Here is a 25,036-nt window from a genome sequence, read left to right as displayed (position 1 = left end):
GCATGCGGATCACCCTGGCCCTCATCGTTGGATTGCTCCTGGCGCAGGTCGCGCGCGCGGAGCCGGACTCCTTTGGACTGGGCACTGGCCGGGATGGCGCGCTGACCGTCACCGCCGGCAGTCTTGCCGTCATCGGCTCCTCCGCGCCCCTGCGGCTGGCCGCGACCGAGGGCAAGACGGAGCTGTCGGCACCCGGCCTCGAGGTCGTGGAGGGCGACCTGGTGATGGTCCACCAGACCCTGGGACTGTTGCCCCTGCCCGAGCCCGGCAACACGAAGCCCGTGGTGGTGCCCACGACCGGCCCCGGCCGCTGGGAGCTGGCGCGCGTGCTGTCCATGGACACCACCTCCGGCACGTTCCAGCTGACCCGGCCCCTGCGCTTCTCCTACCCCGCGGCGCGCACCCAGGTGCTGCGCGTGAGCGAGTTCACCGACGTGAGCGTCGAGGCGGACGCGCGGCTGTCCGTGAAGCCCTGGGATGGGAAGTCCGGCGGCATCCTCGCGATGCTGGTGACGGGCAAGGTCGTCAATGAAGGCCGCATCGACGCGGACGGCGCCGGGTTCCTGGGGGGCGCCTACCAGGCCCACGCGGGGCTCAAGGGCTGCACCGGGCTGGACCTGTCCCCCGCCCAGGGCGGCTCCGAGCGCGGCGAGGGCGTGGCAGGGAGGGCGTCCGGGAACAAGAGCGTCACCGGCCGCGGCAACCTGGCCAATGGCGGTGGAGGGGGCAATTGCCTCCAGGCGGGCGGCGGCGGCGGTGGACACGGCGGCATCGGTGGCAATGGTGGTCACTCCTCGGGCGCGGATGGCTCGCGCGTCGAGGGCGGCCTGGGCGGGGCGCCGCTGAGCTACTCCATCTTTGATCGCTTCACGTTCGGCGGGGGTGGCGGCGCGGGTGAGGGCACGGGCACCGACGGCACCAGCGGTGGGCAGGGCGGCGGCGTGGTGTTCATCCGGGCCTTCACGTTCCAGGGCAAGGGGATCATCAGCGCGTCGGGCCTCGCGGCCGACGTCGCGGGCACCGACGGCGCGGGCGGCGGCGGCGCGGGCGGCGCGGTGCTGCTGCGCTCGGGGGACCTGCTGGAGTGCGGGAGGGTGGAGGCTCGCGGCGGCGCCGGCGGCGACACGAAGGTGGGCGACCAGCCCCTGGGGCCGGGCGGTGGTGGCGCGGGTGGCCGCTTGCTGCTCCAGGGCAGGGAGACGTCGCACTGTACGTCCAACGTGAGCGCGGGCACCCCCGGCCAGTCCGGGGCCCCGAGCGCGGGTTCTCATGGCGCGGGGCCCGCCAGTCCCGACGCGGGCACGTCGGTGGGGACCGTGCAGTACATCGAGCAGAGCTTCCAGGCGCCGGCCCAGCCCGTCATCACCCTGCCCGCGGGGGGGGAGGTGTCCACCACCACGCGCCCGCGCATCGAGGGCAAGGCGGGCACGGATGGGCCCATCGTCCACGTCCTCGTGGATGAGCGGGAGATTGGCATGGTGGTGCCAGGGGCCGACGGCGTGTTCGCCGTGGTGCCGGTGGCGCCGCTGGCGGCGGGTGCGCACCAGGTCACCGCGTGGGCGGAGTCGTTCGGCGTGGCCAGCCTCATGTCCGAGCCGGTGCGCTTCACCACGCCGCAGGTGGTGCTCGCGGATGGCGGCGTCGTGGACATCGCCGTGCTGGTGGTGCCCATGAATGGCGCCACCGTGGGGCCCACGCCGCTGTTCGCTGGCACGTCGAGCAATGGCATCTCCGTGGGCGTCGTCATCGACGACGGGCCGGACAACATCGTGCCGGTGGATCTGCTCGGGCGCTTTGGCTACCAGGTGCCGGAGTCCGCGCCGTTGTCGGTGGGCGCGCACAAGGTCAGCGTCCACGCGCACAACGAGGCGGGCGAGGACGGGCCGTTCTCCGACGTGGTGACCTTCGAGGTCGTGGTGGCGGGCACGGACGGCGGAACGGGCACCGACGCGGGCACCGCGGATCCTTCCATGCCCATGATGGTCGTGCCCGCGCAGGACGCGAGCGTGGACCCCACGCCGGAGTTCGCGGGCGTGGCGCTGCCCGGCGCGTCCATCCGCCTGGAGCTGGATGGCGTCGCGCTGGCCACGGTCACCACCGACGCGGAGGGCGTCTTCCGTCACCAGGTGGGCGCCGACGCGGCGCTGGCGACAGGCGCGCACCGCATCGTCGCGCAGGTGGTGACGGCCCAGGGCGAAGCCGGCCTGCGCTCGCCGGAGGTGGGCTTCCAGGTGCGTGGCCCCACCGACCTGGACGTGGGCTGCGGTTGCGGCGCGGCGCCCGCGGGGATGCTCGGTCTCTGGGCCCTGGTGGGACTGGCCGCGCTGGCCCGCCGCCGCGCCCGGCGCTGAGCGCGCGGGCTGGGTCTGGACCGTGAGATTCCTCCGGTTCAGACCTCGGTGAAGTACATGCCGGTGGCGCCCGTCTGCTCCAGCGCGGTCTTGAGGTCTTCGGAGACGATGAGCGCGACCCGCCATCCCCAGGGGCGGAAGAGCTGGGTCGCGCCGACCTTCGATGGGTCGATGCGCATGCCGTACACGGAGCGGTACTGCCCGAGCTTCTCGGGCTTGTTGTGTCTGGGCTCCCAGAAGAGGACCTCCTCGGAGGCCTTTTCGTCGATGCAGCGGAGGGTCTTCGTGGCGACCACGAGGACGTATTGGTCGGGCTGACCAGGAATGTCGACCGGGAGGAGTTGCACGTCGGCGGCGGCTCGCTCCGCGAGGACCGTCGCGAGCTTGACGTGGACGATGGGGGTCAGCCCGATGCCCGCCAGTGAGAAGTCCCGAGACCGCCCAGGTTCGCCGATGGGAATCCGAAGCCGCTCTGGCATTTGAATGGGTTTCCCGGCTCTGAACATCCAGGGATCGACCTCGACCTCCACGGAGTTCATGTCGACGGGATCCTCCAGGAACCAGTTTCCTTCCTGGACATCCTCCGAGAGGTCGAAGAATCGAGCAGCCATGAGTGGTTCCTAGCCTCCCTTTCGGGACGTCAGGAGTCTATTGAGAACGGAGCCCGGCATGTTGGCTTCCCGAGCAAGCTCCTGGAGTGCATGGGTCAGGACCTCGCGACATTGCACGAGTGTCCGACAGTCTTCCGTCGCCTCACTCAACCGTCTCATCACGGCTTCATGGTACTTGCGCGGGTGTGGACCTCGGTGGCCATGGACCTCGACGATGTTTTCGGGGTCCTTCAAGTCCATTCCGGCCTTCTTGAAGAGTCTGCGGAAGAGCGGCGTCCAGGGCCCTCCGTTCTTCGAGGACTTCTCGTTGCGGATGGTGGCCAGGTGATGCTTCTGGGGCGGTCCGGACCGGGAGGACATCGCGACTGCGTTGGGTGCGAGCGCGATGGTGAACCCGTCGGCGGTCATCGCCACGGAGCGGATGCTCCCCATGGCCACGTACCGAAAACCCGCCTGGGTCTCCACCGCGAGCGCGGCCGGCGCTGAGCCCGGCAGTCCCTGGGTCCTCGCGGCGAGCCCCGCCGTGTTCCCCAGCGCGGCGGCGGCCACCATGACGAAGACGCGCGCTGAGTTCTCTCCCAGCACCTTTCCATACGCCTCACCCGCGTCGCGTACCTGCACGAACGTGGTGGCTTGATCCACCTGCCGCACCAGGGCCACCCACCCGTCGAGGATGCGCCACACCGTGTCCACGCCCAGGTACGCGATGGCCGTCGCGGTCATCAGGGCGGCGAGTCCCTTGGACAACGGCTCCGGCAGCGCCCAGAGCAACAGGTACATCGTCACGGTGGAGGTCATCATGGCCATCACCGCCTGCGGATGGGCCATGTCCTTCAATGCGTCGGAGGTCTCGCGCCACACCGAATCCATCGCGACCGCCATCGCCAGCGCATAGCGACCGTCGCTCCCCAGCAACGGTCCCTCTTCCAGCAATCGCAGACAGTCTCCCGCCTGTCTCCGGCGGCTGGCGCACCAGTGCTTGTAGCCACGGGTCAGGTCGTCGGAGGCATCCAAGAGGTGCAGCTCACGCGCTTCCTCTTCGCCCAGGGGGATGATCCGCCGGGTCCGCTCCTGGAACCCGAACAGGCCGCTGCGCTCCGGCAGGCCGAACAGCTCCCGGGCGTCCCTCATGGGCCGAGTGGAAGGTCGCACCTCCCGGGCCAGTGCCCGCACCGCCAGCTTGAACTCCTCGTCCTCCAGCCGGGTCGCGGCGAGCGAAGCGTCCACGTCCTCGTGGGGCGTGACGACCTTTCGCTCGCCGTCGTCCGTCTCCAGCTTCACGACCCGCGTCGTCGCGCAGCCCGACACGAGCAACCCCAACAACAGCGCCCACTCCCATCGCCTCATGCGCGCCTCGTGGTTGCGTCCAGCTCCTGTCCGCACGCTATCCGTGAAGCCGTGCCCGCGTTCTCAGGTGCCGTCCGCACCCACCGGGTGAGGTGTGCCTGCCAGTGGGCGGCCGTTCCCCTGGAGGGGTTGCCGGGCGCGGCGTGGGGGCGCCTGTTATCTTCCCGCGCTCGAAGGCGCCCCAGGTGGATGTCCAGGGCGGAAGGTGGCGCGCGTGTCGACGGACGTGTCCTCGGAAGCTACTTCAGCGCGAACCCGGCGGCGCCCGTCCCGCGCCCCGGGCTGGCGGTGGGTGCTGTCCCTGCTGCTGGGCCTGGCCCTCCCCGTCGCCCTGCACGTCTACATCGGCCTGCGCCTCTTCACGTCCCCCGGCTGGCCCGCCCCCTGGACTGGCGTGGGGTGGGGCCTGCTGGCCCTCTGCTTCCTCCTGCTGCTGGCCGGGTTCCGCGTCTCCCGCCACGAGCAGCCCACCGGCCTCTCCCGCGCCCTCCAGTGGGGCGGCTACGTGTGGCTGGGGGCCTTCGGCATCTTCCTGACGGCCGTCCTGGCCTCCGACGTCATCGCGGGCGCGCTGTCCCTCTCCGGCGCCGTCACGGACATGCACGCCCTGGCCCGGGGCCGCGCGGCGGCCGTGCTGGGCACCGTGGTGCCCGCGGTCGCGTTCGCCTTCGTCACCGCGCGCGGCCGCGCGAAGGTGGAGCGCACCACCGTGCCCCTCCAGGGCCTGGGCCCGGGACTGGACGGCCTGCGCGTGGTGCAGCTCTCCGACGTCCACGTGGGCCCCACCCTGGACGGGGTGTGGCTCCAGCGCGTGGTGGACCAGGTGAACGCCCTGGAGCCGGACCTCATCGCCGTCACGGGCGACCTGGTGGACGGCACCGTGGAGCAGCTGCGCGACCAGGTGGCGCCGCTCGCCGGCCTCAAGGCGAAGCTGGGCGTCTACTACGTCACCGGAAACCACGAATTCTACCACGGCGCCCGTGACTGGATTGCGGAGGTGGCCCGGCTGGGCCTCACCGTCCTCAACAACGAGCACCGCGTGGTGGAGCGCGACGGCGCCCGGCTCGTCGTGGCCGGCGTCACCGACCATGACGCGGGCCACATCGACGCCCCGCTCGCCAGCCGCCCCGACCTCGCGCTCGCGGGCGCCCCGCCCGACGTGCCCCGCCTGCTGCTGGCCCACCAGCCGCGCACCGCCCTGTCCCTGGAGGGGCTGCGCGTGGACCTCCAGCTGTCCGGGCACACCCACGGCGGGCAGATCTTCCCCTTCATGTTCTTCGTGAAGCTCCAGCAGCCCGTCGTGAAGGGCCTGGCCACCGTGGCCGGCACCCGGGTCTATACGCACCGCGGCACCGGCTACTGGGGACCCCCGCTGCGCCTGGGCCCCGCCCCGGAGATCGCCGCCCTCACGCTGGTCTCCGCATCCCGGTCTGCCGGAGATTGAAGCCAAGCTTGATATTTCCGATATTGCTGTTTACTGTGAGGACGTGTCCATCGCACCGTCTTCCCTCCTTGTCCCGGAATTCGCTTTCTCCCGCCCCACGGCGCCCGCGGCCCCGGGTGCACGGCGCGGGAAGCTGACGGCGGTCCCGGCGGCCCGGCCGGCGTCGGCGGAGCCGGTGCTGTTGGTGGTCTCCGAGTCGCCCGAGGTACGGTTGGCGGTAGCAAGGGAAGTGGGGGAGGGGTGCCGCGTGGTGGCGGCGCTGGGGGCAACGTCGGCGGACCGGCGGTTGGACATGGGTGTGGACGTGGATGGGCTGGTGCTGGACCTCGACGCGGATCGCCGCGTCGTGAGCGATTTCCTCTGCCGTCTGGTGGACCGGGGCTTCAGCGGTCCGCGCATCCTCCTGTCCTCCGGTTTCCGCCCTGAAGCCAGCGCCACCTTCCGGGCCTCCAGCCATTCCCACTTCGCACTCGGCCGGCCCTGGCGCTCCGGTGAGTTGCGTTCGCTCCTGGAGCTGGTCCTTGGGGTCTCCCACCTCGCTGAATCGACAGGCTGTCCGTGACACCCGCTTCGCGCCGCTGACCGAGCGGGTCGCGGACGCGGGCCATGGGCTCTTCACCGGCATCGCCGGGGCGTCCGCGGGCGCCGCGCGCAGCGCGTACGTGGCGCTGATGCTGCTGGCCGGCGGCATGGCCCGCTGCGCGACGGGCCGCTCGCGGGAGGGCCTGCCCCAGCTCAAGCGGGGCCTGTTCCGCGCGGCGCAGGTGCCCATGGACCTGGTGCTGATGGTGGGCGGCCGCGTGCTCAGCGCCGTGCAGGTGATGTCCGGCCTGGAGCCGGTGGGCCGCCGGCTGACGGACGCGGAGGTGACGCGGCTCAAGCCCATCTTCGGCGACAGCCTGGACTTCCGCTGCGTGCGCGTGAAGGAAGGCGCCCTGGGCCTGCTGGGCCTGCCGGGCCGCGCGTTCGCCCACGGCGACATCCTCTTCATCCCCCCTGGCTACGGCGCGGTGGGCTTCCGGCTGCTGGTGCACGAGCTGACGCACGTGTGGCAGCACCAGCACGGCGGCACGGGCTACCTGAGCGGCGCGCTGGCGGCGCAGTACCTGGGGGACGGCTACGACTGGCGCAAGGCCGTGGGCCACCGCCGGTGGGCGGAGCTGAACGCGGAGCAGCAGGCCCAGTTCATCGAGGACGCCGCCGACGCGCAGCTCATCCCCCACGTGGGCCGTCCCACCCCCCAGCAGCGGCTGCGCGGGTGGAGCGACGCCGCCCTGTGCCTGCTGGACGAGGCGCTGGACTGCCTCTACGCCGGACGGGGCGCGCCGTGAGCCGGAGGCCCCGCCCATGACGCCGCCTGCCTCCCGGCCCGGGGGCACGCCCGAGGGTCGCTGCCTGCAAGCCGTGACGTGGCTCCGCCTGGAGTCCCCGGGGACGGAGCACTGCGAGCTGTGGGAGTCCGACGCGGGCCCCCTGCTCACGGGCACCGTGGTGCTGGTGAGCGAAGGGCTGCCGCTGCTCGTGCGCTACACCGTGGCGTGTGATCCGGACTGGCACACGCGCGAGGCGCGGCTGGTGCTGCACCAGGGCGGCACGCGGCGCACGCTGGTGCTCCAGGTGGATGACCACCAGCGCTGGTGGCGCGACGGCCGCGAGCTGCCGGAGCTGCGCGGGTGCGTGGACGTGGACCTGAGCGTCACCCCGTCCACCAACACCCTGCCCATCCGCCGGCTGGGGCTGGAGGTGGGCCAGGCCCGGGACGTGACGGCCGCGTGGGTGCGCCTGCCGGACCTGACCCTGGAGCGGCTGGAGCAGCGCTACACCCGGCTGTCGTCGTCGCTCTACCGCTACGAGAGCTCCGGGGGCGCCTTCGTCGGGGAGGTGGACACCGACGCCCACGGGCTCGTCACGCACTACCCCACCGGCTGGGAACGCGTGGCCACCTCCGAGGGTTGAGCGTCCGGGCGCCATGGCGCCAACGCGGCCCCAACGTCCCGGGGGCGCAACCCGGGGCACCCCCGCGCGGACAATCCCGTCAGCCCCGCCGCGACGCCCCGTCCGCATGTCGGTGGATGTGCGTTGATGGGGCAGGAGACGCGGTTCTCCCTGCGGGCGGGGGATTGCGGGGACTACCTGTCATATAGGAATGGGCCCGGGTGACGTGCTGGGTTATATAACCGCGCATGAACCGTTCCGGATGCAGAGGGGCCGCGAGCCTGGGGCCACCCCGCCGGACGTCACGTGCAAGGTTGATGTGGTGAAAACCCACCCCCGAGGTCCTCTCGCTTCTGGCCGCGCCCGCAAGAAGCGCTCCCTGGCGCCCGCCTCCGCCGCCGCGCTGTCGCGGCGGCAGTTGGAGCGCAAGCTGGCGGTCAGTGTGGGCGCGGCGGCCCGGGCCGCGCGGCTGCGGGCCGGACTGACGCAGGCGGATGTGGCGGACCGTGTCGGCATCGCGTCGGAGGTCTACGGCCGGCTGGAGCGGGGCAAGATGATGCCCAGCGTCCCCACGCTGTTCCGGCTGTGCCTGGCGCTGCAGTTGTCCGCGGACGCGTCGCTGGGGCTGGCGGTGGCGGCGGCGGCGGGCGCGGGGCTGTGGGAAGAGGACTCCACGGACAAGGACGACCTGCCGGAGATGCGCCGCCTGCTGCGCTCCCTGCGCCGGCTGCCGCGCCCCCAGCTCAAGCTGATGAGCCTGGTGGCCAGCGCCATCCTGCCGACGCGCCGTTAGCGCGCGGCCGGGGCCTGCCCGGGCGCCGTCACCCGCCAGACCCAGCCGGAGGGGGTGGGGTCGCGGTGCGTGGTGTTCACGTCCACCGCGTACACGTCCAGGGTGTGCTCGCCCACGCCCAGGTCCTTCAGGCGCCAGGGGGACTCACAAGGGATGTAGAGGCTGCCGTCGAGCGAGCACCAGAACACGGGCTTCAGCGTCGTGGCGGTGAAGACGAAGCGGGCCTCGCGCGACGTCGTGGCGCCAGGGGGCCCCTCGTCGATGAACGTGTCCGGCCCGGGGTTCCCTGCCCGCGCGAGCGACGGCGGGAACAGCAGCGGCATCAGCACCAGTCCCAGCAGCAGGGACGCGAACACGCCATGGGGCAGGTAGCGCAGGGACGGCGGGGGAATCATGGCCGGGACTCCGAGGCTCGGGCGCGCGACCCCCCGTCCCCGCCACGCCCGCGTGCCGGGCTCGTGACGCGCGGCGGCGGCCTCGGTGGTCGGGGGCGGGTCATGGGACGGGTCCAGGGATCGGGAAAGGGACGACTTCCTGGAGGGTGGGGATTGCTCCGAAATGGGGCGTCCCGTCCGGCGGGCGGGGGCGGGCATCCACGGCGAGACGGGAGCCCCGGGGCGACTGTCCGCCAACGGAAGGATGCGCGGAATGCCGCGAACCGGCGAGCCAATGGATTCGCGGCGATCACGGACGGGCGCTTGTCATGGCGTGCATCCCCTGGCCTCATGGGCGCTGGCCGGGAACCGACTCCACGTACGACGAGCTCCACCGCACATGACCGTAGGAAAGAGGAGCGAGACCTGGCGCATCGGGTGGGTGGCGCTGGTGCTGGCCTTCCTGCTGCCGTCCCTGCCCGCGCGCGCGGTGCCACCCGCTGGCGGCGCGCAGGAGGAGCGCCCCGGCAGTGAGCGCCTGGGCGACACGCTGGACGCGGGCCTGCCCGTCACGGAGGAGAACCTCACCCCGGGCTCCGGCCCCCGGGGCATGGACGCGCCGTGGACCGAGGGGCAGGGCGCATCCCCGGACGGCGCGGACGGCGGCGCGGGCACGGTGGCGAAGGAGGCGGAGCTCCAGCGCACCGACGCGGGCTGGGCGGTGGAGGCGGGGGCCGCCCCGGACGGCGGGCCCGCGCTGGCCGCCTTCGTGCCCCCCGCGCTCGTGGGGGACTCCCCCGCGCCGTACCCGCCCAGGCTCGTGGGCGAGGCCGTGGCGGGCACGGTGAAGCTGGAGCTGCTGGTGGACGAGGCGGGCGAGGTGGACACCGCCACGCTGGTGGAGGGCGTGCACCCGCTGCTGGACGAGGCGGCGCTGCACGCGGCGCCCCTGCTGCGCTTCTCCCCGGCGCTGATGGAGGGCAAGCCCGTCGCGGTGCGCCTGTTCTTCGAATACCGCTTCGAGGCCCCCGTGTCGGTGGCCGCCGGCGAGGACGGCGGGACGCCGGGCTCCGTTGGCTACAAGCCCCAGGGCCCCATCACCCTCAAGGGGCTGGTGCGCGCCAAGGGCAACCGCGCGCCGCTCATCGGCGCCACGCTGGTGTCGGACGCCGCGCCGGACTCGCCGGTGCAGACGGACGAGCACGGCCGCTTCGAGGCGCGCTTTCCCACCGGCGGGCAGGCGGTGCGCGTCTTCGCCCCGGGCCACAAGCCCGGCCTGTACCGCGAGGCCCTGAAGGGCACCGAGTCGCTGGAGGTCGTCTACGGCCTAGAGCCGCTGGTCCTGAACCCGTACGAGACGGTGGTGCGCGGCGACCGCGAGCGCACCGAGGTCAGCCGCATCACCCTGCGCGACGCGGAGCTGCGCGAGGTGCCCGGCACCATGGGCGACCCCTTCCGCGTCGTCATGCTGTTGCCGGGCGTGGGCAGCATGCTGTCCGGCGTGGCCTACCCGGTGGTGCGCGGCAGCCAGCCGGCGTCCACGGGCTACTTCCTGGATGGCATCCGCATCCCCATCCTCTTCCACCTGTTCCTGGGCCCCGCGGTCATCCACCCGGACTTCCTGGACGCCATCGACTTCTATCCGGGCACGCCGCCGCCGCAGTACGGCCGGCTGATGGGCGGCGCCATCGACGGGCGCCTCACCCGGCCGCGCGACGACCGCGTGCACGGCAGCGCCTACGCGGACTTCATCAATGCGGGCTTCTTCATTGAGACGCCCTTCAAGTCCACCGGCACCAACGTCAGCCTCGCGGGGCGCTATTCCTATACGCCGTGGATCATCGCGCTGGCGGCCAACGCCCTCCAGGACCCGGCGCCGCCGGGCCGCAGCAACCCCAAGGTGGTGCTCGACTTCTGGGACTACCAGGGGCGCGTGGAGCAGGACGTGGGCCAGGGCAAGCTGCGGCTGTTTGCCTTTGGCTCGTCGGACACCTTCGGTTCGCAGTCGCAGGACGCGGAGGGCGACACCGCGCTGCAGTCCATCCTCTTCCACCGCGTGGACCTGCGGGGCCGCCACCCGCTGGGCAAGGGCGAGTTCGAGGTGGGCGGGACGTGGGGCCTGGACCGCTTCGCCGTCGTGTCGCGCGGTCCGGACAGCGGCAATGAAATCCACATCGACCAGAGCACGCTGTCCGCCCGCGTGGGCTACAGCGTTCCCTTGACGGAGCGTCTGCTGTTGCGCACGGGCGCGGACGTGGACCACAAGCGCGCCATCGTGGACATCCTCAGCCTGGAGGACGGCGAGGAGGTGCCGGAGGACAGCATCCACGCGCCCGTGGCGCTGGCCACCTTCGCCGGCACCTACGCGGAGGCGGTGTGGACGCCGGATGAGAAGTGGACGGTGGTGCCCGGGCTGCGCCTGGACAGCTACCACCTGTCCGGCGGCTTCGACCACAAGGTCATCGAGCCGCGCCTCACGGTGCGCCACAAGCTCACCGACACCGTCACGCTCAAGGGCGGCGCGGGCATCTTCCACCAGCCGCCCACCACCCTCATCAGCCTGCCGGTGGTGGACGTGGGCAGCCTGGTGTTGGGCCTCCAGGAGGGCGTGCAGATGTCCGTGGGCGCGGAGTGGAAGCCCTTCGGCAAGTGGGAGGTGGGGCTGGACCTCTATTTGAACCCCATGCTGCGCACCATCGAGCTCACGCCCTTCTCAGACGAAGGCATTGGCGACGTGGGCATCGGCGGGCCGGCCGAACCGGACGAGCCGACGGGGCCGGGCGGCGGCATCACCCAGAACGGCTTTCGCCGGGTGCGCGCCCGGCAGATCACCGTGGACGACCCGCCCGTCAGCCGCGACGACTGGGACCTGCCGGACTTCGAAAGCCACGGCCTGGCGTATGGCCTGGAGGTGCTCATCCGCTACCCGCTGGGGAACAACTGGTTCGGGTGGCTCTCCTACAGCCTCCAGCGCAGCACGCGCAGCAGCACCTTCTTCCGCTACGACGCCCGGGGGGAGGTCGTCTCCGAGGACAAGGCCAACCTGCCCTTCGCCTTCGACCAGACACACATCCTGAACCTGGTGGTCAGCCACAAGTTCTCCAACAACATCACCCTGGGAGGCGTGCTCCACTTCAACACCGGACGCCCCGAGTACGACAACCTGGGGAGCCAGACGATGCGCGAGGGCACCGACCGCGACGGCCGCCCCGCATGGGTCCGCGTGTCCAGGGACCAGGTGGACCGGCTGCCGCCCTTCTTCCGCTTCGACGTGCGCCTGTCCAAGGCCTGGGCCTACGAGACCTTCACCCTGGAGGCCTACCTGGACATGCTCAACGTCACCCTCAACCAGGAGACCCTGGGCTTCGACTACGAGGGCGGCGGCGCCAGCCGGCAGCCCTTGACCAAGAGTTCCGTGGGGTTGCCCATCGCCCTGCCCATCATCGGGGTCAAGGGCCGCTACTGACGCAACCTCCCTGGCGGGTAGGGTGAATGCTCAGGGGTGAGCAGTTTTTCGCCCACCCTGCACCCCGGGGCTGATCCAAAAGTGGCCTTTTGTGTCAGTATTCCGTGAGACGCGGGTTTTTCCTGCCTGCTTGGCACTGTCGCCGAGGGTGGGGGAGGGGCCCGAAGCGTCGGGGGGAGCACGATGATGGGTTTGTCCTGGGGGCCGGGAATGGCCTCGGCGTGGGAGCTGCCCGCCGACAATGAGACGCCCTGCGTCCTCCTGGAGCCCTTGCATGGGGAAACGGGCGAGGTGCTCGACTTCCGTTGGACGTCGATGAACGTCCCGGCCGAGGGCTGGGTGCGCTCGTTGGAGCTGGGCCGGCACCTGTCCCTGTGGACGCTGGAGGGCGTGGCGCTGGTGGACGTGGCGGCGTGCGCGCGGGTGCTGCTGCGCGGCGTGCCGCACGTGGGCCAGGTGCCGGGGGACGCGGCGGGGCGCCAGTACGTGGTGGTGCGCCATGGCGAGGGGCTGGCGCTGTGGCTGTTGCCCCGGGACGAGGGGCGGGCGTCGGACGCGCAGCAGGCGGCCCGGGAGCGCAACGCCCGGCGCGAGGTGGAGGAGGCGCTGGCGCGCACGGAGCAGACGGTGAGCGCGCTGCGCGAGGCGGAGGAGCGCTACCGGCTGGCGACGCGGGCCACGCACGACGTGCTGTGGGATTGGCACTTCGCCACCGACCGCGTGCGGTGGGACCCGGGGACGGGGGATGCGTTCGGCCACGCCACCGCGGTGCTGGACCACCAGTTGGGCTGGTGGGGCGCGCGCGTGCACGACGACGACCGCGAGCGGGTGGTGGACAAGCTGGTGGACTTCGTCGCGTCCACCGGCGACGTGTGGAAGGACGAGTACCGCTTCCAGCGCGCGGACGGCAGTTGGGCGCACGTGCTGGACCGCGGCGTGCTGGCGCGCGACGACGAGGGGCGCCCGGTGCGGATGATTGGTTCGATGATGGACGTCACCGAGCGCACGCGCGAGCTGGCGTCGATGGTGGAGGAGGCGCGCTTCCGCGAGCGCTTCATCGGCATCCTGGGGCATGACCTGCGCAACCCCCTCAACGCCATCGTGCTGTCGGCGCGGGCGCAGAAGCGGCGCGGTCCGCTGGAGTGCACGCCGGAGCAGCACCGGCAGCACGCGCAGCGCATCGAGTCCTCCGCGACGCGCATGGGCAACATGATTGCCGACCTGCTGGACCTGACGCGGGCGCGGCTGGCCGGCGGCATCCCCCTGCGCAAGGGCCCCACGGACCTGGGGGTGGTGTGTCAGCAGGTGGTGGACGAACTGTCGGCGGCGTATCCGGAGCGGGCCATCGCCGTGGACGTGGACGGCAAGGCCGAAGGCGAATGGGATTCAGAGCGGCTGGCGCAGGTGTTGAGCAACCTGGTGGGCAACGCGCTGGAGCACGGGACGCCGGAGGCGCCGGTGTTCCTGCGCTGCTGGGCGAAGGGCGAGCACCAGGTGCTGGAGGTGCAGAACCCCGGCACGCCCATTCCGGAGGACCTGCGTGAGCGGCTCTTCGACCCCTTCCGACAAGGTGACGGGGAGCGGGAACAGAGCAGGCGCAATGCGGGGTTGGGATTGGGGCTGTTCATCGTGAAGGAGATCGTCCAGGCGCACGGGGGCACCGTGGAGGTGGCCTCGTCACTGAAGGACGGCACCACGTTCACGGTGAAGCTGCCCCGGCCGCCGCGTCCCAAGGCGAAGGTGAAGACGTCGCGAGGTCGCACGCGAACCGCCTGAGCTTTTGGAAGGGGTGAGCGTTCACCGCCATGCGGTGAATGGGTGAGCGTCCTTTGTCACACGCACTGCGTGTTGGGCGAAGGACCGAAGGGGATGGGTCGGGAGTGCAGGGGCCCTGCTCGCTTCGCTGAGGCGCGTTTACCGGTTGATCAGGCCGTGCGGCTCATGCGGCCACCCACGCGGAGGCAGTCCCCATGCACGTCAGTCCCCCTCGCATCCCCTCATTCTCGTCTTCTCGCTGGATGTTCATGTTGCTGGCCACCGCGCTGACGGGGTGTGGCGCGCCGGTGACGGACGGGCTGGCGGACGCCCCAGGGCAGTCCGCGCAGGAGCTCATCTCCACCAATGGCCTGTCGACGAATGGCTTGTCGACGAATGGCTTGTCCACGAATGGCCTGTCCACGAATGGCCTGTCCACGAATGGCCTGTCCACGAATGGCCTGTCCACGAACGGGTTCCGCACCTGGTTCACGGCGGATCCCGCGTCGGCGGACATGGTGATGCGCTACGTGGTGCAGTGCTCGATGGCGGCGGGGAAGCAGTTGACGTACCAGTCGCCCACGACGGGGGCGAACTACACGTGGAAGGGGAGTCTGGGATTGGCGCCGGGGTGGGCGGGGGGCGCGCCGGCGACGGTGGCGGAGCAGCAGGTGGTGAGCGCGTGCCTGGCGGCGCACGCGAACAAGTACGGCGTGCACGTGGACATCTCCGTGCTGGGGCGGGACTCGGTGGGCGGGACGGTGCCGTACACGCCGGACGAGCTGAGCACCTACGCCGAGCCCGAGGCGTGCTTCTTCGGCAACCTCTTCACGGGCGAGGGCACGTTCGCGGCCAATGACGGCGCGTACCTGGACTACGACGAGAGCACGGTGCGCACCTGCGGCCTGTCGTCCTGGAGCGAGACGACGGCGTGCACGCCGATGAAGCACGTGGGCGCGTGCCGGTACTACTGCACGCTGGACTCCACGCGGACCTACTACACGCGCTGCACGTACAACGGCGTGACGTACCGTCCCATCACCACGCGCATGCTGCCCCAGGACATCTACCGCTGCGGCGACAACGTCTGTCAGCTCACGGAGAAGTGCGGCACCAGCAACACGCCGGACAGCTGCGCGGCGGACTGCGGGCCCTGCAAGTAATCGCAGGGGACGTGTGTGTCTATTCGGGGAGGGGCCGCGCGGCGCGGGCCGGAGCGCGCGTGACGAGGTCCCTCTGCCCACGACCGATCATCCCGACGGTGGCCAGGCCATCCAGGCCATGGCGGACGGGGTGATCCGGGCGGATCTTGGGGCTCGCACTGGTGAAGCGCTTGTGGATGGAGCCCACCATGATGACGCCGTTGCCATGGACGAGCTCCGAGTATCGTTAACGTTCATCAACCCTGTGTCAGGGATGCCAGCGCCAGGTCTCCGGGGTCCAGGTCGCGACGGGGGCCTTCTCCAGGACAGGGTCGAGGAAGTCCTTGGCGGCCTGGGTCACCTGTTTGAGCGTGGGCCATGCGAGCCTGTTGTCGCGGGCAATTTCCGCGTAGGGCGCTTCCCATGAGGTGGCAGGGGCAGGGAGTTCACTCGGCAGCGCATGGGTGTCGCGGAAGGTGAAGGTCTGTTCGAGCGCACGTCGCAGTCGCGTGGCATCCAGCGTCCTCGTGCTCGCCAGCAGTGCCAGGTCGGGCAGGTCCTTCACCCGGGAGTTCGGACGCAGTCGCGGCAGCGTGTACGCGTGCAGCTTTTCCGCGACATGGGTTTCGACGGGGTAGAGGCGCAGGCGGGGCGGCGCGATGCCCGCGAAGCCGAGCACGTCCGGTGCCATGACTTCATCCGGTTCCCCCAGCATGGGCTCTCCGAAGGCGACGTCCACGTCGAAAGGGCGCCCGTAGATTTTCTGCGCGAGTCGGCACTCCGCCCGGAAGCGCAGTCCTTCGTATTGCATGCCCTCGTTCAGGAGCTTCGGGTGCTCGGCATGTGAACGGACTTCAAACGAGAGGAAGTCATTGAGTTCAACGGCCGCGGCTTCCTGCAGCCGCAGCAGCAGGTTGCCGGGGTCGCCTTGAACGCGGAGGTCGATGTCCTTCGTGGCGCGGGCCTGCGCGATGCGCAGCTCCAGGACCAGGCCGCCCTTGAGGGTGGCCGCCGAGCCCAGCTTCACGCCAATCCGGGCGAGGAAGCGGTGGAAGATGAGCAGCTCGCGCTGGCGTTCGAGCGGCACGCTCCGCTTCGCCGCCGCCGCGTGGAGACGGTCTTCCAGGGCACGCTTGAAGGCCTGGGGCGAGGCGTAGGTGCGGCTCGTCATGTGCCGAGGCCGAGTCCCCCGAAGGGTTGCAGGGCCTCCTCCACCAGCGGGAGCTTCTCCATGACGATGCCGCGTTGCATGGCTTGCCGGGTGGCCTGACGCAGGAGATCCGGAGGCAGCGCATCGCGCGCGCAGTCGTTGAGGGTCCGCATCGGTGAGGTCACTCGCACGGAGCCTGCCCAACGGCATTCGGCTTCCGACAGGTCCGCGTAATGGAGAACCACCACGTCCGGTGCCCGCAGGCGTCGGTGGCGCCACGACTCGGGAAGTGTCAGGTGGATCCGGGACGGGAGGACATCCGAGAGGTCGTAGAGCGCGAGCGCGGTCTGGTGCGAGAAGGTGCCTGCCTGCTCGGCCCAGAGCCAGATCGCTACGAGATCTTCATGCTCGCCTGGTGGAAAATGCACCAGCCGGTAGATGCCACGGCGGATCCGAAGGACCCGTCTGATGCGCACGTAGTGCTGAAGGAGCTGTGGCGAGTAGCCAGCCTCCGCGCCCTGGCGGGTCGTGAAGAGCCCTTCCTGACTGGCCGCGAACTCGTAAAGCCGGTCCCAGTCTGGCCCTGCGTGCGACTCAAGGTCCATGCACGAAGATTAAAGATCGTTTTATCTTTGTGCAATCAAGTTTCGATCCATCGGAAGGAAAGTCCAATCGGGTTTTAGTTTTGTGCGAGCGGGGCGCGTTGGAGGGGATGGCGCGGATCGCCGGGTGCGTGGCGTCGAGGCCCGGCTTCTCGACGCTGACCGTGATGGTGAGACGTGGCACTGGAGCGGCTTGGGCTTCAGCGCGACGGCGGATACTTCTGCAGCTTGCGCTGGAGTGAGCGCCGGTGGATGCCCAGCTTGCGCGCGGCTTCGGAGATGTTGCCCGCGCTGTCCGCGAGCACCCGGTGGATGTGCTCCCACTCCGCCCGCGCCAGGGATGGCGCCTGGAGCGTCTCCGGCGCGGCCACGGACGGCTCCTCCGCCGCCCTGGCGAACGCGGCCAGGATGTCGTCCGCGTCCGCGGGCTTCGGCAGGTAGTTCACCGCCCCCAGCCGGATGGCGTCCACCGTCGTGGAGATGCTGCCGTACCCCGTCAGCACGATGATGCGCGTGGACGCATCCACCGCCAGCAGGTCCCTCACCAGCTCCAGCCCGCTGTGCCCCGGCATCCGCAGGTCCACCACCGCGTACTCGGGCGACTCGCGCCCCGCCGCCGCCATGGCCTCCTCGTGGTGGCCCGCCGTCGTCACGTCCCAGCCGCGCTCGCGGAAGGCCCTCGCCAGCCGCTCGCGCAACGTCGCGTCGTCGTCCACCAGCAGCAGGCTGGGGCGCTGATCCACCACGGTCGTGCTCACGCCGCCACCTCCTGGGCGCTCGCGGCCGGCAGGCTCAACCCCACCGTTGTGCCTTCCCCCGCCTTCGAGCGCAGCTCCAGCGACCCGCCCAGCTGCTCCGCCAGGGTGCGCGCCAGGAACAACCCCAGCCCCATGCCCTCGCCCGGTGCCTTCGTCGTGAAGAACGGCTCACCGGCCCGCGCCAGCACCGCGTCCGGCATGCCCATGCCCGTATCGCGCACCTCCAGGCGCGCGCCCGTGCCCTCCGCCCTCGCGCTCAGGGCCACCGGCCCGTTGCCCGGCGTGGCCTGCAGCGCGTTCTTCACCAGCCCCCGGAGCACCCGCGCCAGCGCCCTTGGCGGCCCGTGCACCCGGTGCGCCTTCAGCGCCTCCGGCAGCTCCACCCGCACGCGCTCGCGGCCGGACAGCTCCGCCAGCGTCTCCTCCACCAGCCGCTCCAGCGGGACGGCGTGGAAGGGCTCGCCCGTCGTCTGGCCCGCGTCCGCGGACATCTGCACCAGCACGTCGCGGCACCGGTCCACCTGCTGGCGGATGAGCCGCAGGTCCTCGCGCGCCGACTCGGAGGTGCTCGACGTGGCCAGCGCCCGCTCCAGCTCCTTCGCCACCACCGCGATGGTGGACAGCGGCGTGGACAGCTCGTGCGCCGCGCCCGCCGCCAGCGTCGCCAGCGAGGCCACCTTCTCCTGCCGCGCATGGCGCGCCCGCGTCTGCGCCAGCTCCTGCTCACGCTCCGCCAGGGCCCGCGTCACGCGCTGGATGAAGTACACGATGAAGCCCGCCGCCACCGCGAACGCCACCCACATGCCGCTCAGGTGCAGCCGCATCAGCTCCGCGTGGTCCGGCCGCGCAATCCCCGGCAGCGTCACGTCCTGCAACACGAACAGCGAACCGAACGCCAGCAGCGTGAACGCCAGCATGGCCCACGTCCGGCGCGCGGGCAGCAGCACCGTGCCCAGCGCTACGTTCACCAGGTACAGCGCCGTGAAGGGGTTGTGCGTCCCGCCGCTCAGCGCGAGCAGCCCCGTGAGCACCACCGTGTCCCAGAGCATCAGCCCGAAGATGGCGGCCTCCGCCACCGGGCGCGCCCGCGACAGGCCCGCGCGCACCGCCGCGTTCGTCAGCGCCTCCACCGCGAGCAGCGCCACCAGCGCCGTCACCGGCAGCGCCAGCTTCAGGCCCCACGCCGCCACCGCCACCAGCCCCGCCTGCCCGACGAGCACGCCCCAGCGCAGCCTGAGCAGCCACACCAGGTTGATGTGCGCCCGGGGCGAAGGTTCAGCGGACGGTGGCGAAGCGGACGGCGGGGGCGTCATGGCGTGACGGAGGACATCGCCACGGAGCGGGCCACCGTGTCCAGCACCGCCGCCGCGGCCCCCTGTGACTCCAGGTCCACGTTCGCCAGCCACGTATCCCAGGCGAGCGCGAAGGTGCGCTCGGCGGAGGGCTCCTCCTCCGACAGGGTCAGCCCGTCCAGCACCACCTCCACCGACGCGATGTTGGACGTGACCAGGCGGAAGGGCTGGGGCTCGCCTCCGCCCGCCGGCACCCGCGTTCCCTCCAGCCACAGCGTGCGCCCCACCATGTCCACGCCGCTGTCCGCGCCCGGCAGCCCCTCCGCGTCCGCGTCCGCCGGCTCGAAGGTGAGCCGCGCCCGGCAGTAGCGCCCCGGCGCGGGCCGCAGGGTGCCCAGCGTCAGCACGTCTCCGTCCGGCCGCTCCAGCCCGCTGACGTGCGGCGTGCCCAGCAGCCGCGGCGACCCCACCGAGTGCGCGTGCGCGGTGCCAACGGGAGACAGCGCCCGCAGCAGGCGCCAGCCCAGGGCGTCCTCGCAAGGCTTCAGCTCCACGCTGCCCAGCGTCACGTAGCCGCGCGTCAGCGTGAGCGTCTGTCCATCCGCCCGGGTGAGGCTGCGGCCACCGCCGGAGGCCTCCACGCCGTGGGTGGTGGCCCGGTGTTCGAGCCCCAGCGTGACGTGCACGCCCTCCAGCCGCTCACCACACGCGCCCAGGCCGCCCAGGGCCCCGAGCAGGACAATGCCAGACATGAAGCGAGAGGACGGGGTCATCACAGGTCGTACGCGAGCGAGAGCTGCGCGATGGGCGTGGACGACACCCGGCGCAGCTGGTTGACGACCGGGATGCGCACCCCGGCCTGCACCACCACGTCCATGCCCGGGCTGAAGAGCACGTCCGGTGACACGTAGGCGATGAAGCCCCCGCCGTACTCCTCCGACACGCCGGCGGTGTCCGCCGCGCGCTCCGCCCGGCTGTCCAATCCCAGGCGCACCGCCCAGCGCGTGGAGGGCTGGTACTGCGCGCCCACCGACGTGCGTACGGACGCGCCCAGCCGGAAGTCCTCGCGCCCGCGCGTGGGCAGGAAGCCCAGGACGCTGGCCATGAAGGACCACGAGCCGCGGAAGCCCTGCCACGCCAGCCCTCCCATGGGGTCCACGGAGCCGCTGCCCGGCTGCGCATCCAACCCCAGCGCCGTGCCGTCCCGCGCGGCCAGCCGGGGGCCCGTGGGCAGCTTCACCCCGCCCACCACGCTCAGGAGGTTGTCCGGCGAGAAGTCCCTGTCCTTCCACACGAACGCCTTCGCGCTCACGTCCACGTCGCCCAGCCCCCAGCCGCGCTCGCGCGCGAGGCTCACGTCCCGCACCTCGCGGGCCTGGAGCGGCAGGTTCACCGCCAGCACCAGCCAGGGCCGGGGCGCGTACGCCACCGCCACGTCCATGCGCAGCTCGCGCAGCCGCTGCGCGTCCAGGTTCTGCTGGCCCTCCGTGTGCCCCCACGCGCGCAGCATGGTGGACAGCCGCAGGCGCCCCTCGAAAGGCTGCTCGCCCCCCATGGAGGTGAGCGTGGGGTCTCCGCACGCGCAGCTTGCGCACGCCCACGCCCGGGAGGCGGGGGTGAGGAGCGCGGCGCACACGACGGCAAGCAGCAGGTTCGGGGTTCTCAAGGCGTGGGCACCCTAACGTCCCTGCGTCCCGGGCAAATGCGGCGAGTTGTCGCAGCCCGCCGGTGCGTCGGACGGGAGACGCACCGACTGTCCGCCAGTCAAGCTGGGCGGCCAGGAGGGCGGGGGCTGGCTGTGCTCCCGCGCATCCGTGCACAAGTAGAGAATGACACCGGCCCGTCCGCGTTGAGGGGGGAGAGGCTGGACGCACGGAGGTCATCCATGGGGTTGCTCGCGCCGCTGGGACGGCTGCTGTTCTCGGTCATCTTCATCACCAGCGGCCTCAATCACTTCTTCCAGCTCCAGGCCCTGACGGCCTACGCGCAGGCGTCCGGCGTGCCGGACCCGAGGCTCGCGGTGCTGGTGTCCGGCGGGGTGCTGGTGGTGGGCGGCCTGTGCGTGCTGCTGGGCGTGTTCGCCCGGCTGGGCGCGGCCATGCTCACCGTCTTCCTGCTGGCCGCCGCCTTCATGGTCCACCCCTTCTGGCGGATGGAGGACCCGGTGCAGGCGCAGAACAACCTCATCCACTTCATGAAGAACCTCTCCATGGCGGGGGGCGCGCTGCTCATCATCTATTACGGGCCCGGCCCCTTCAGCCTGTCGCGCAAGAAGCGCGAGGCGTCGCTTGGGGGCGTGAAGCTGGGCACGCCGCTGCGCTGAGGTCCCCGGACGGCGGACGTGCGAAGGCCCCCCGCTCCCGACCTGGGGCGCGAGGGGCCTGGGCGCTTCAGGGGGCCCGGGCGCGGCTCAGGGCGCGCCGACGTGGGCCGCCGCGGGGTTGCGCAGGGTGAAGAAGGCGACCTCCGGCGTGCTGCCCCGGCGCAGGTACGGGCCGCCGAAGCCGAAGCCCAGCCCCTGGTTCACGTACAGGTGGTTGCCGTTCACGCGGTAGTGGCCCCGGATGTACGGCTGGCCCGCGCGGCGGAAGAGCGCCTCCGTGAGGCCGCGCACGATGAACTGCCCGCCGTGCGTGTGCCCGGAGAACTGCACCAGCCCCGCGTGCGACGGCAGCTTCTCCACGGTGGGCGGCGTGTGGGCCAGCACCAGCCGCGTGCCCGACGTGGGCGCCCCCCGGAAGGTGGCCTCCACGTCGTCCTTGCGCGTCAGGCCGTCGTCGATGCCCAGCACCGTCACCGGCGCGCCCTTCACGTGCACCACCCGGTGCTCGTTCTGGAGCACCGTGTAGCCCAGGTCCTCGAAGCCCGCGCGCAGGTAGCGCACGTCCACCCAGTGGTCGTGGTTGCCCATCACCACGAAGACGCGGCCCTCCAGCCCCTTGAGCAGCTCGCGCACGCGCGGCAGCGGCTTGGGGCTGTGCGTGACGTAGTCGCCCGTGAGGAACACCAGGTCCGGCGCCGCCGCGTTCACCGCGGCCACCGCGCGGCGGATCCGCACGTCCGACGTCGCCTGGCCCACGTGCACGTCCGACAGCTGGGCAATCCGCAGGCCGTCATGCTCCGGGCAGATGCCGTTCAACTGGAGCAGGTGCTCGGTGAGCACGAAGTGGTCGCGCCAGCGCAGCCGGCGGTCGGGGCGGAAGGGATCCGGGCCTCGCGCCAGGAGCTCGTTGCGGCCGTGCGGCTCCAGCTCCAGCACTTCGGCCTGGGCGAGGGAGGCGGAGGCACCAGCGGCGTGACGGCGGGCGAGTCTCAGGCGCATGCGTTCGGATTCCTCCAGCGAGACGAGGGGGCGATTGTAGAGAGCGGACCGGATCGCCGTAAGGGCAGGGGCTCCGGCCCGCCTGTTCCCCTTGCGGCCAGCGCGGGGTGGAATCAGAACCGGGCCGCCTGACGGAACATTTCCAGCCTCCTCCTGGCCTCCAGGCGGGTAGGCCCCGCTGTCTCTCCGTGCCACATGCGCCGCCCCCTGGCTTACAGGTAGGACCCGCGCCCGCGAAGGCCGCCCGGATGCGCGGCGACCCCGCGGCGCCAGGACGGCGCGCCGAGGGGTCTTCAGGGCGCTTCAATCTCCGTGTGCCCGCGGGGCGGGCCGCGCTTGCCTAGTGGCCGCGCAGCACCGTGAGCCCGTCGTTGGTGAGCACCAGCAGCATGCCGGGCGTCACCGACGGGTCGTAGACGAGCTGGAGGACGCGGTTGGCGCGCACGCTGGCCACCTTCTCCAGCGTCTTGGCGGGCGTCAGCCGGTACAGGCCGCCGGAGTTGGTGGCGATGAAGAGCGAGCCGTCGTTGGTGGCCGCCAGCGAGTTGATGGCGTTGAGCGCCTCCACCTCCGCGCCGATGCGCGTGCCCTTCTGCGTGGGGCTGGTGGCGGACGTGAGCTCCATCTTCCACAGGCCCAGCGACTTGCTGCCCAGGTAGTAGGCGCCGTCCGTCGTCTGCTGGAAGCCGCGCCAGTAGTCGAACTCCGCCTGCGAGTTGAGCTCCGGCAGGTACGAGGACTTCACCTTGGACGGGTTGATGGTCGTGTCGGTGTTGTCCCAGTCACCCAGGCGGGGCGACGGGCTCACCATGCCGAAGGTCCAGTCGTTGGCCATCAGCACGTCGCCGTCCTGCGCGATGCCCAGGCCGTAGGTGTAGCCCGCGTACTGGGAGCCGCGCGCGTCGAACCACACCGGGTGCCGGTGCGCGTTGTACTGGAGGCCGCGGATGCGCGTGACGCCGTGGTTGCTGCCCACGTAGACGTCGCCCTTGTTCGGGCCGCGCATCACCGACACGCAGCTGAGCATGCTGCGGTCCTCGTCGAAGCGGTGGTCGTTGCTGTTGCGGATGCCCAGGCTGACGCCCTCGACGACGCGCGGGCCCGTCTGCACCGCGTCGCCGCCCCCGGAGTGGCGCACCGACTGGTTGATGTGCTCCTCGAAGGTGACCTGGCCGCTGGCGTCCAGCTTCACCGCGTCCACGTCACCGGCCTTGTAGAGCTGGAGGCGGCGCGGGCTGAACGGGTAGCACGTGTTTTCGTCACCCACCTGGTAGTCGCACGGCTGTCTGGTGACGATGAAGTTGGTGTGCAGGCCGGGGAACTCCGGATCCGGCTGGAGGTCCTCCGCGCTGTAGCCCACGTAGGCCCGCCCCGCGGCGCCGCCGCAGATGACGGTGGAGTTGCCGCCCGCGGCCGCCTGCCCCACGGCCCCCGACACCCAGACGAGCTGCTGCGTGTCCGCGCGCACCACGCCGATGCGGCTGCCATCCAGCACCCAGAGGTTCTTGCCCTGGTCCAGGCCCACCGACTGCACCCGCCCGATGCCGTAGCGCTCCGAGTAGTTCGTCACGGGGTCCGTGGGCCACCGGTCCGTCACGGGGCCCGGGTCCACCCCGCCGTCGGTGCCCGCGTCGGTGCCGGCATCCGTGCCCGCATCCGTGCCGCCGCCGGTGCCCGCATCCGTGCCCGGATCCGTCCCCCCGTCGGGTTCGGGATCCGTGCCTGCGTCGGCCTCCGTCCCCGCGTCGGTCCCCGCATCAATCCCTGGTCGGGGGTCGATGTTGTCCGAGTCATCCACCGGGGTCGTGGGCCCGTCCGCCCCACCGCAACCCCACGCCGACAGCACCATCGCCCCAACACACACGCCCAGCAGTCGTCGATTCACCGTGATCTCCCCGCGTGTCCCCTAAGCAAGCGGCGTACCTGCCCTGGAGCACGGGTGTTCCGCTCACGGCCCACCCTGAAGAGGGCAATTCCCTTCCCAGACGGGCACCCCGGGTGCCCTGTCTGGGCAGTAGGGACGGGATGAAAAAAATGCCGGGCCCGCGTCCCTGGTGGGAGGCGGGCCCGGCCGTGAAGCACGGTGGGTGCCAGCGCGCGTTACTTCTTCGGCGCGCCCTTGGGCGACGTGGCCTTCAGCTCCAGGGCCACGGAGTCGTCGCCATCCAACTGGAACTTCGCGCGCACGCTGGCGCCCTCCGGCAGCTCGTTCGCCTTCACGGTCTTGCCGTCCAGCGTGATGACGGTCTGGTCGCGCACGTCCAACTGCACCGCCGGCAGGTTGCCGGTGCGCGCGATGGTCACGTCGTCATCGTCCTGGTTGCTGACGGTGCCGGACAGGCTGTACGCGTCCTTCATCTTCCAGGTGCCCGCGGCGACGGCCTTGGACTTGTCGTCCGCGCCCACCACCTTCTTGGCGGTGTCACCGATGGCGGGGCCCACCTCCTGGGCCTCCACGCCCGTGGTCGGACCCTTGAGCTGCTGGTCACTCGGCGCGCTGGGCGCCGGGTTGGACGGCGTCCCGGTGGGGCTCTGCGCGAAAGCGGCCGTTCCCACGCACATCACTGCCGCGACGATGAGCTTCTTCATGGTCCCGCTCCCTTTGTCTGCGTGTGGTTCGCGTCCGTGTGGACCGCGTCTGCCCAAAAGGGTGGGGCGGCCCTGTTCCCACGCCAACTGGCTCCCTGCGTCAGC

The 25,036-nt window shown here is 71.4% G+C and carries 22 protein-coding genes; 10 read left to right on the top strand and 12 right to left on the bottom strand.

The window, feature by feature from the left end:
- Window positions 1–2: 2 nt before the first annotated feature.
- Complete coding sequence (gene agmC, locus OV207_RS15260) at window positions 3–2,351, top strand: adventurous gliding motility protein AgmC (RefSeq protein ID WP_267555959.1); 2,349 nt, start codon at window positions 3–5, stop codon at window positions 2,349–2,351.
- A 38-nt stretch (window positions 2,352–2,389) separates the two neighbouring features.
- Here agmC and OV207_RS15255 read toward each other — a convergent pair whose 3' ends face one another.
- Entirely contained in the window at window positions 2,390–2,962 is a 573-nt protein-coding gene (locus OV207_RS15255) for an imm11 family protein (RefSeq protein WP_267555958.1), read from the bottom strand.
- A gap of 9 nt (window positions 2,963–2,971) precedes the next feature.
- Window positions 2,972–4,309 carry an AHH domain-containing protein gene (locus OV207_RS15250; protein ID WP_267555957.1) on the bottom strand — a complete coding sequence of 446 codons (1,338 nt, stop codon included), beginning with the start codon at window positions 4,307–4,309 and terminating at the stop codon, window positions 2,972–2,974.
- A 205-nt stretch (window positions 4,310–4,514) separates the two neighbouring features.
- Here OV207_RS15250 and OV207_RS15245 point away from each other — a divergent pair, with 205 nt between their 5' ends.
- From OV207_RS15245 to OV207_RS15225, 5 genes are all read left to right on the top strand, one after another.
- Window positions 4,515–5,753, top strand: a complete 1,239-nt coding sequence (locus OV207_RS15245; protein WP_420715222.1) for a metallophosphoesterase — start codon at window positions 4,515–4,517, stop codon at window positions 5,751–5,753.
- A gap of 184 nt (window positions 5,754–5,937) precedes the next feature.
- Complete coding sequence (locus OV207_RS15240; protein WP_267556086.1) at window positions 5,938–6,315, top strand: hypothetical protein; 378 nt, start codon at window positions 5,938–5,940, stop codon at window positions 6,313–6,315.
- Window positions 6,275–7,084 (top strand): DUF4157 domain-containing protein, encoded by an 810-nt coding sequence (locus OV207_RS15235; RefSeq protein ID WP_193349730.1) that lies wholly within the window; start codon window positions 6,275–6,277, stop codon window positions 7,082–7,084. Before OV207_RS15240 ends, OV207_RS15235 begins: the two co-directional genes overlap by 41 nt.
- Window positions 7,085–7,100: 16 nt before the next feature.
- Entirely contained in the window at window positions 7,101–7,709 is a 609-nt protein-coding gene (locus tag OV207_RS15230; protein ID WP_267555955.1) for a putative glycolipid-binding domain-containing protein, read from the top strand.
- Between the two features lie 301 nt (window positions 7,710–8,010).
- Window positions 8,011–8,481, top strand: a complete 471-nt coding sequence (locus tag OV207_RS15225) for a helix-turn-helix transcriptional regulator (protein ID WP_324291530.1) — start codon at window positions 8,011–8,013, stop codon at window positions 8,479–8,481.
- Here OV207_RS15225 and OV207_RS15220 read toward each other — a convergent pair.
- Entirely contained in the window at window positions 8,478–8,876 is a 399-nt protein-coding gene (locus tag OV207_RS15220; RefSeq protein ID WP_267555954.1) for a hypothetical protein, read from the bottom strand. The two genes, OV207_RS15225 and OV207_RS15220, sit on opposite strands and share 4 nt — an antisense overlap.
- A gap of 589 nt (window positions 8,877–9,465) precedes the next feature.
- Between OV207_RS15220 and OV207_RS15215 the strand changes: the two genes are divergently transcribed.
- The 3 genes from OV207_RS15215 (at window position 9,466) to OV207_RS15205 (ending at window position 15,239) form a co-directional block, all read left to right on the top strand.
- Window positions 9,466–12,321 carry a TonB family protein gene (locus OV207_RS15215; protein WP_420715225.1) on the top strand — a complete coding sequence of 952 codons (2,856 nt, stop codon included), beginning with the start codon at window positions 9,466–9,468 and terminating at the stop codon, window positions 12,319–12,321.
- Between the two features lie 210 nt (window positions 12,322–12,531).
- On the top strand, window positions 12,532–14,097 hold the full coding sequence (locus OV207_RS15210; protein WP_267555952.1) for a sensor histidine kinase: 1,566 nt from the start codon (window positions 12,532–12,534) through the stop codon (window positions 14,095–14,097).
- 194 nt (window positions 14,098–14,291) lie between these two features.
- Window positions 14,292–15,239 (top strand): hypothetical protein, encoded by a 948-nt coding sequence (locus tag OV207_RS15205; protein WP_420715221.1) that lies wholly within the window; start codon window positions 14,292–14,294, stop codon window positions 15,237–15,239.
- Window positions 15,240–15,486: 247 nt separating this feature from the next.
- Here OV207_RS15205 and OV207_RS15200 read toward each other — a convergent pair whose 3' ends face one another.
- The 6 genes from OV207_RS15200 to OV207_RS15175 form a co-directional block, all read right to left on the bottom strand.
- Window positions 15,487–16,389 carry a nucleotidyl transferase AbiEii/AbiGii toxin family protein gene (locus OV207_RS15200; protein WP_267555950.1) on the bottom strand — a complete coding sequence of 301 codons (903 nt, stop codon included), beginning with the start codon at window positions 16,387–16,389 and terminating at the stop codon, window positions 15,487–15,489.
- Window positions 16,386–16,973 carry a type IV toxin-antitoxin system AbiEi family antitoxin domain-containing protein gene (locus OV207_RS15195; RefSeq protein WP_267555949.1) on the bottom strand — a complete coding sequence of 196 codons (588 nt, stop codon included), beginning with the start codon at window positions 16,971–16,973 and terminating at the stop codon, window positions 16,386–16,388. Before OV207_RS15195 ends, OV207_RS15200 begins: the two co-directional genes overlap by 4 nt.
- Window positions 16,974–17,170: 197 nt before the next feature.
- On the bottom strand, window positions 17,171–17,728 hold the full coding sequence (locus OV207_RS15190) for a response regulator transcription factor (protein ID WP_193349725.1): 558 nt from the start codon (window positions 17,726–17,728) through the stop codon (window positions 17,171–17,173).
- On the bottom strand, window positions 17,725–19,041 hold the full coding sequence (locus tag OV207_RS15185) for an ATP-binding protein (RefSeq protein ID WP_267555948.1): 1,317 nt from the start codon (window positions 19,039–19,041) through the stop codon (window positions 17,725–17,727). Before OV207_RS15185 ends, OV207_RS15190 begins: the two co-directional genes overlap by 4 nt.
- Window positions 19,038–19,772, bottom strand: coding sequence for a hypothetical protein (locus OV207_RS15180; protein ID WP_267555947.1), 735 nt, complete (start codon window positions 19,770–19,772; stop codon window positions 19,038–19,040). The genes OV207_RS15185 and OV207_RS15180 overlap by 4 nt, the downstream gene beginning before the upstream one ends.
- Before the next feature lie 20 nt (window positions 19,773–19,792).
- The gene (locus OV207_RS15175; protein WP_267555946.1) at window positions 19,793–20,686 is read right to left on the bottom strand and encodes a transporter; all 894 of its coding nucleotides are present in this window, start codon (window positions 20,684–20,686) and stop codon (window positions 19,793–19,795) included.
- 219 nt (window positions 20,687–20,905) lie between these two features.
- Here OV207_RS15175 and OV207_RS15170 point away from each other — a divergent pair, with 219 nt between their 5' ends.
- The gene (locus OV207_RS15170; RefSeq protein ID WP_267555945.1) at window positions 20,906–21,343 is read left to right on the top strand and encodes a DoxX family protein; all 438 of its coding nucleotides are present in this window, start codon (window positions 20,906–20,908) and stop codon (window positions 21,341–21,343) included.
- Between the two features lie 87 nt (window positions 21,344–21,430).
- Here the strand turns inward: OV207_RS15170 and OV207_RS15165 are convergent, their stop codons facing one another.
- The 3 genes from OV207_RS15165 to OV207_RS15155 all read right to left on the bottom strand — a co-directional run bounded on the left by OV207_RS15165 (window position 21,431) and on the right by OV207_RS15155 (window position 24,931).
- Entirely contained in the window at window positions 21,431–22,342 is a 912-nt protein-coding gene (locus OV207_RS15165) for a metallophosphoesterase (protein ID WP_267555944.1), read from the bottom strand.
- Window positions 22,343–22,682: 340 nt separating this feature from the next.
- Entirely contained in the window at window positions 22,683–24,227 is a 1,545-nt protein-coding gene (locus OV207_RS15160) for a hypothetical protein (protein ID WP_324291529.1), read from the bottom strand.
- Window positions 24,228–24,442: 215 nt separating this feature from the next.
- On the bottom strand, window positions 24,443–24,931 hold the full coding sequence (locus OV207_RS15155; RefSeq protein WP_193349719.1) for a hypothetical protein: 489 nt from the start codon (window positions 24,929–24,931) through the stop codon (window positions 24,443–24,445).
- Between the last annotated feature and the right edge of the window lie 105 nt (window positions 24,932–25,036).

This window comes from Corallococcus sp. BB11-1, from assembly GCF_026626625.1.
Taxonomy (GTDB): Bacteria; Myxococcota; Myxococcia; order Myxococcales; family Myxococcaceae; genus Corallococcus; species Corallococcus soli.
This window is presented reverse-complemented; position numbering and strand designations above follow the sequence as displayed.

Excerpts from the sequence above, each read along its gene's own strand:
- agmC (WP_267555959.1), top strand. The coding sequence starts at position 3 with ATGCGGATCACCCTGGCCCTCATCGTTGGATTGCTCCTGGCGCAGGTC.
- OV207_RS15255 (WP_267555958.1), bottom strand. The coding sequence starts at position 2,962 with ATGGCTGCTCGATTCTTCGACCTCTCGGAGGATGTCCAGGAAGGAAAC.
- OV207_RS15250 (WP_267555957.1), bottom strand. The coding sequence starts at position 4,309 with ATGAGGCGATGGGAGTGGGCGCTGTTGTTGGGGTTGCTCGTGTCGGGC.
- OV207_RS15230 (WP_267555955.1), top strand. The coding sequence starts at position 7,101 with ATGACGCCGCCTGCCTCCCGGCCCGGGGGCACGCCCGAGGGTCGCTGC.
- OV207_RS15220 (WP_267555954.1), bottom strand. The coding sequence starts at position 8,876 with ATGATTCCCCCGCCGTCCCTGCGCTACCTGCCCCATGGCGTGTTCGCG.
- OV207_RS15215 (WP_420715225.1), top strand. The coding sequence starts at position 9,466 with ATGGACGCGCCGTGGACCGAGGGGCAGGGCGCATCCCCGGACGGCGCG.
- OV207_RS15210 (WP_267555952.1), top strand. The coding sequence starts at position 12,532 with ATGGCCTCGGCGTGGGAGCTGCCCGCCGACAATGAGACGCCCTGCGTC.
- OV207_RS15205 (WP_420715221.1), top strand. The coding sequence starts at position 14,292 with ATGCACGTCAGTCCCCCTCGCATCCCCTCATTCTCGTCTTCTCGCTGG.
- OV207_RS15200 (WP_267555950.1), bottom strand. The coding sequence starts at position 16,389 with ATGACGAGCCGCACCTACGCCTCGCCCCAGGCCTTCAAGCGTGCCCTG.
- OV207_RS15195 (WP_267555949.1), bottom strand. The coding sequence starts at position 16,973 with ATGGACCTTGAGTCGCACGCAGGGCCAGACTGGGACCGGCTTTACGAG.
- OV207_RS15185 (WP_267555948.1), bottom strand. The coding sequence starts at position 19,041 with ATGACGCCCCCGCCGTCCGCTTCGCCACCGTCCGCTGAACCTTCGCCC.
- OV207_RS15180 (WP_267555947.1), bottom strand. The coding sequence starts at position 19,772 with ATGTCTGGCATTGTCCTGCTCGGGGCCCTGGGCGGCCTGGGCGCGTGT.
- OV207_RS15170 (WP_267555945.1), top strand. The coding sequence starts at position 20,906 with ATGGGGTTGCTCGCGCCGCTGGGACGGCTGCTGTTCTCGGTCATCTTC.
- OV207_RS15165 (WP_267555944.1), bottom strand. The coding sequence starts at position 22,342 with ATGCGCCTGAGACTCGCCCGCCGTCACGCCGCTGGTGCCTCCGCCTCC.
- OV207_RS15155 (WP_193349719.1), bottom strand. The coding sequence starts at position 24,931 with ATGAAGAAGCTCATCGTCGCGGCAGTGATGTGCGTGGGAACGGCCGCT.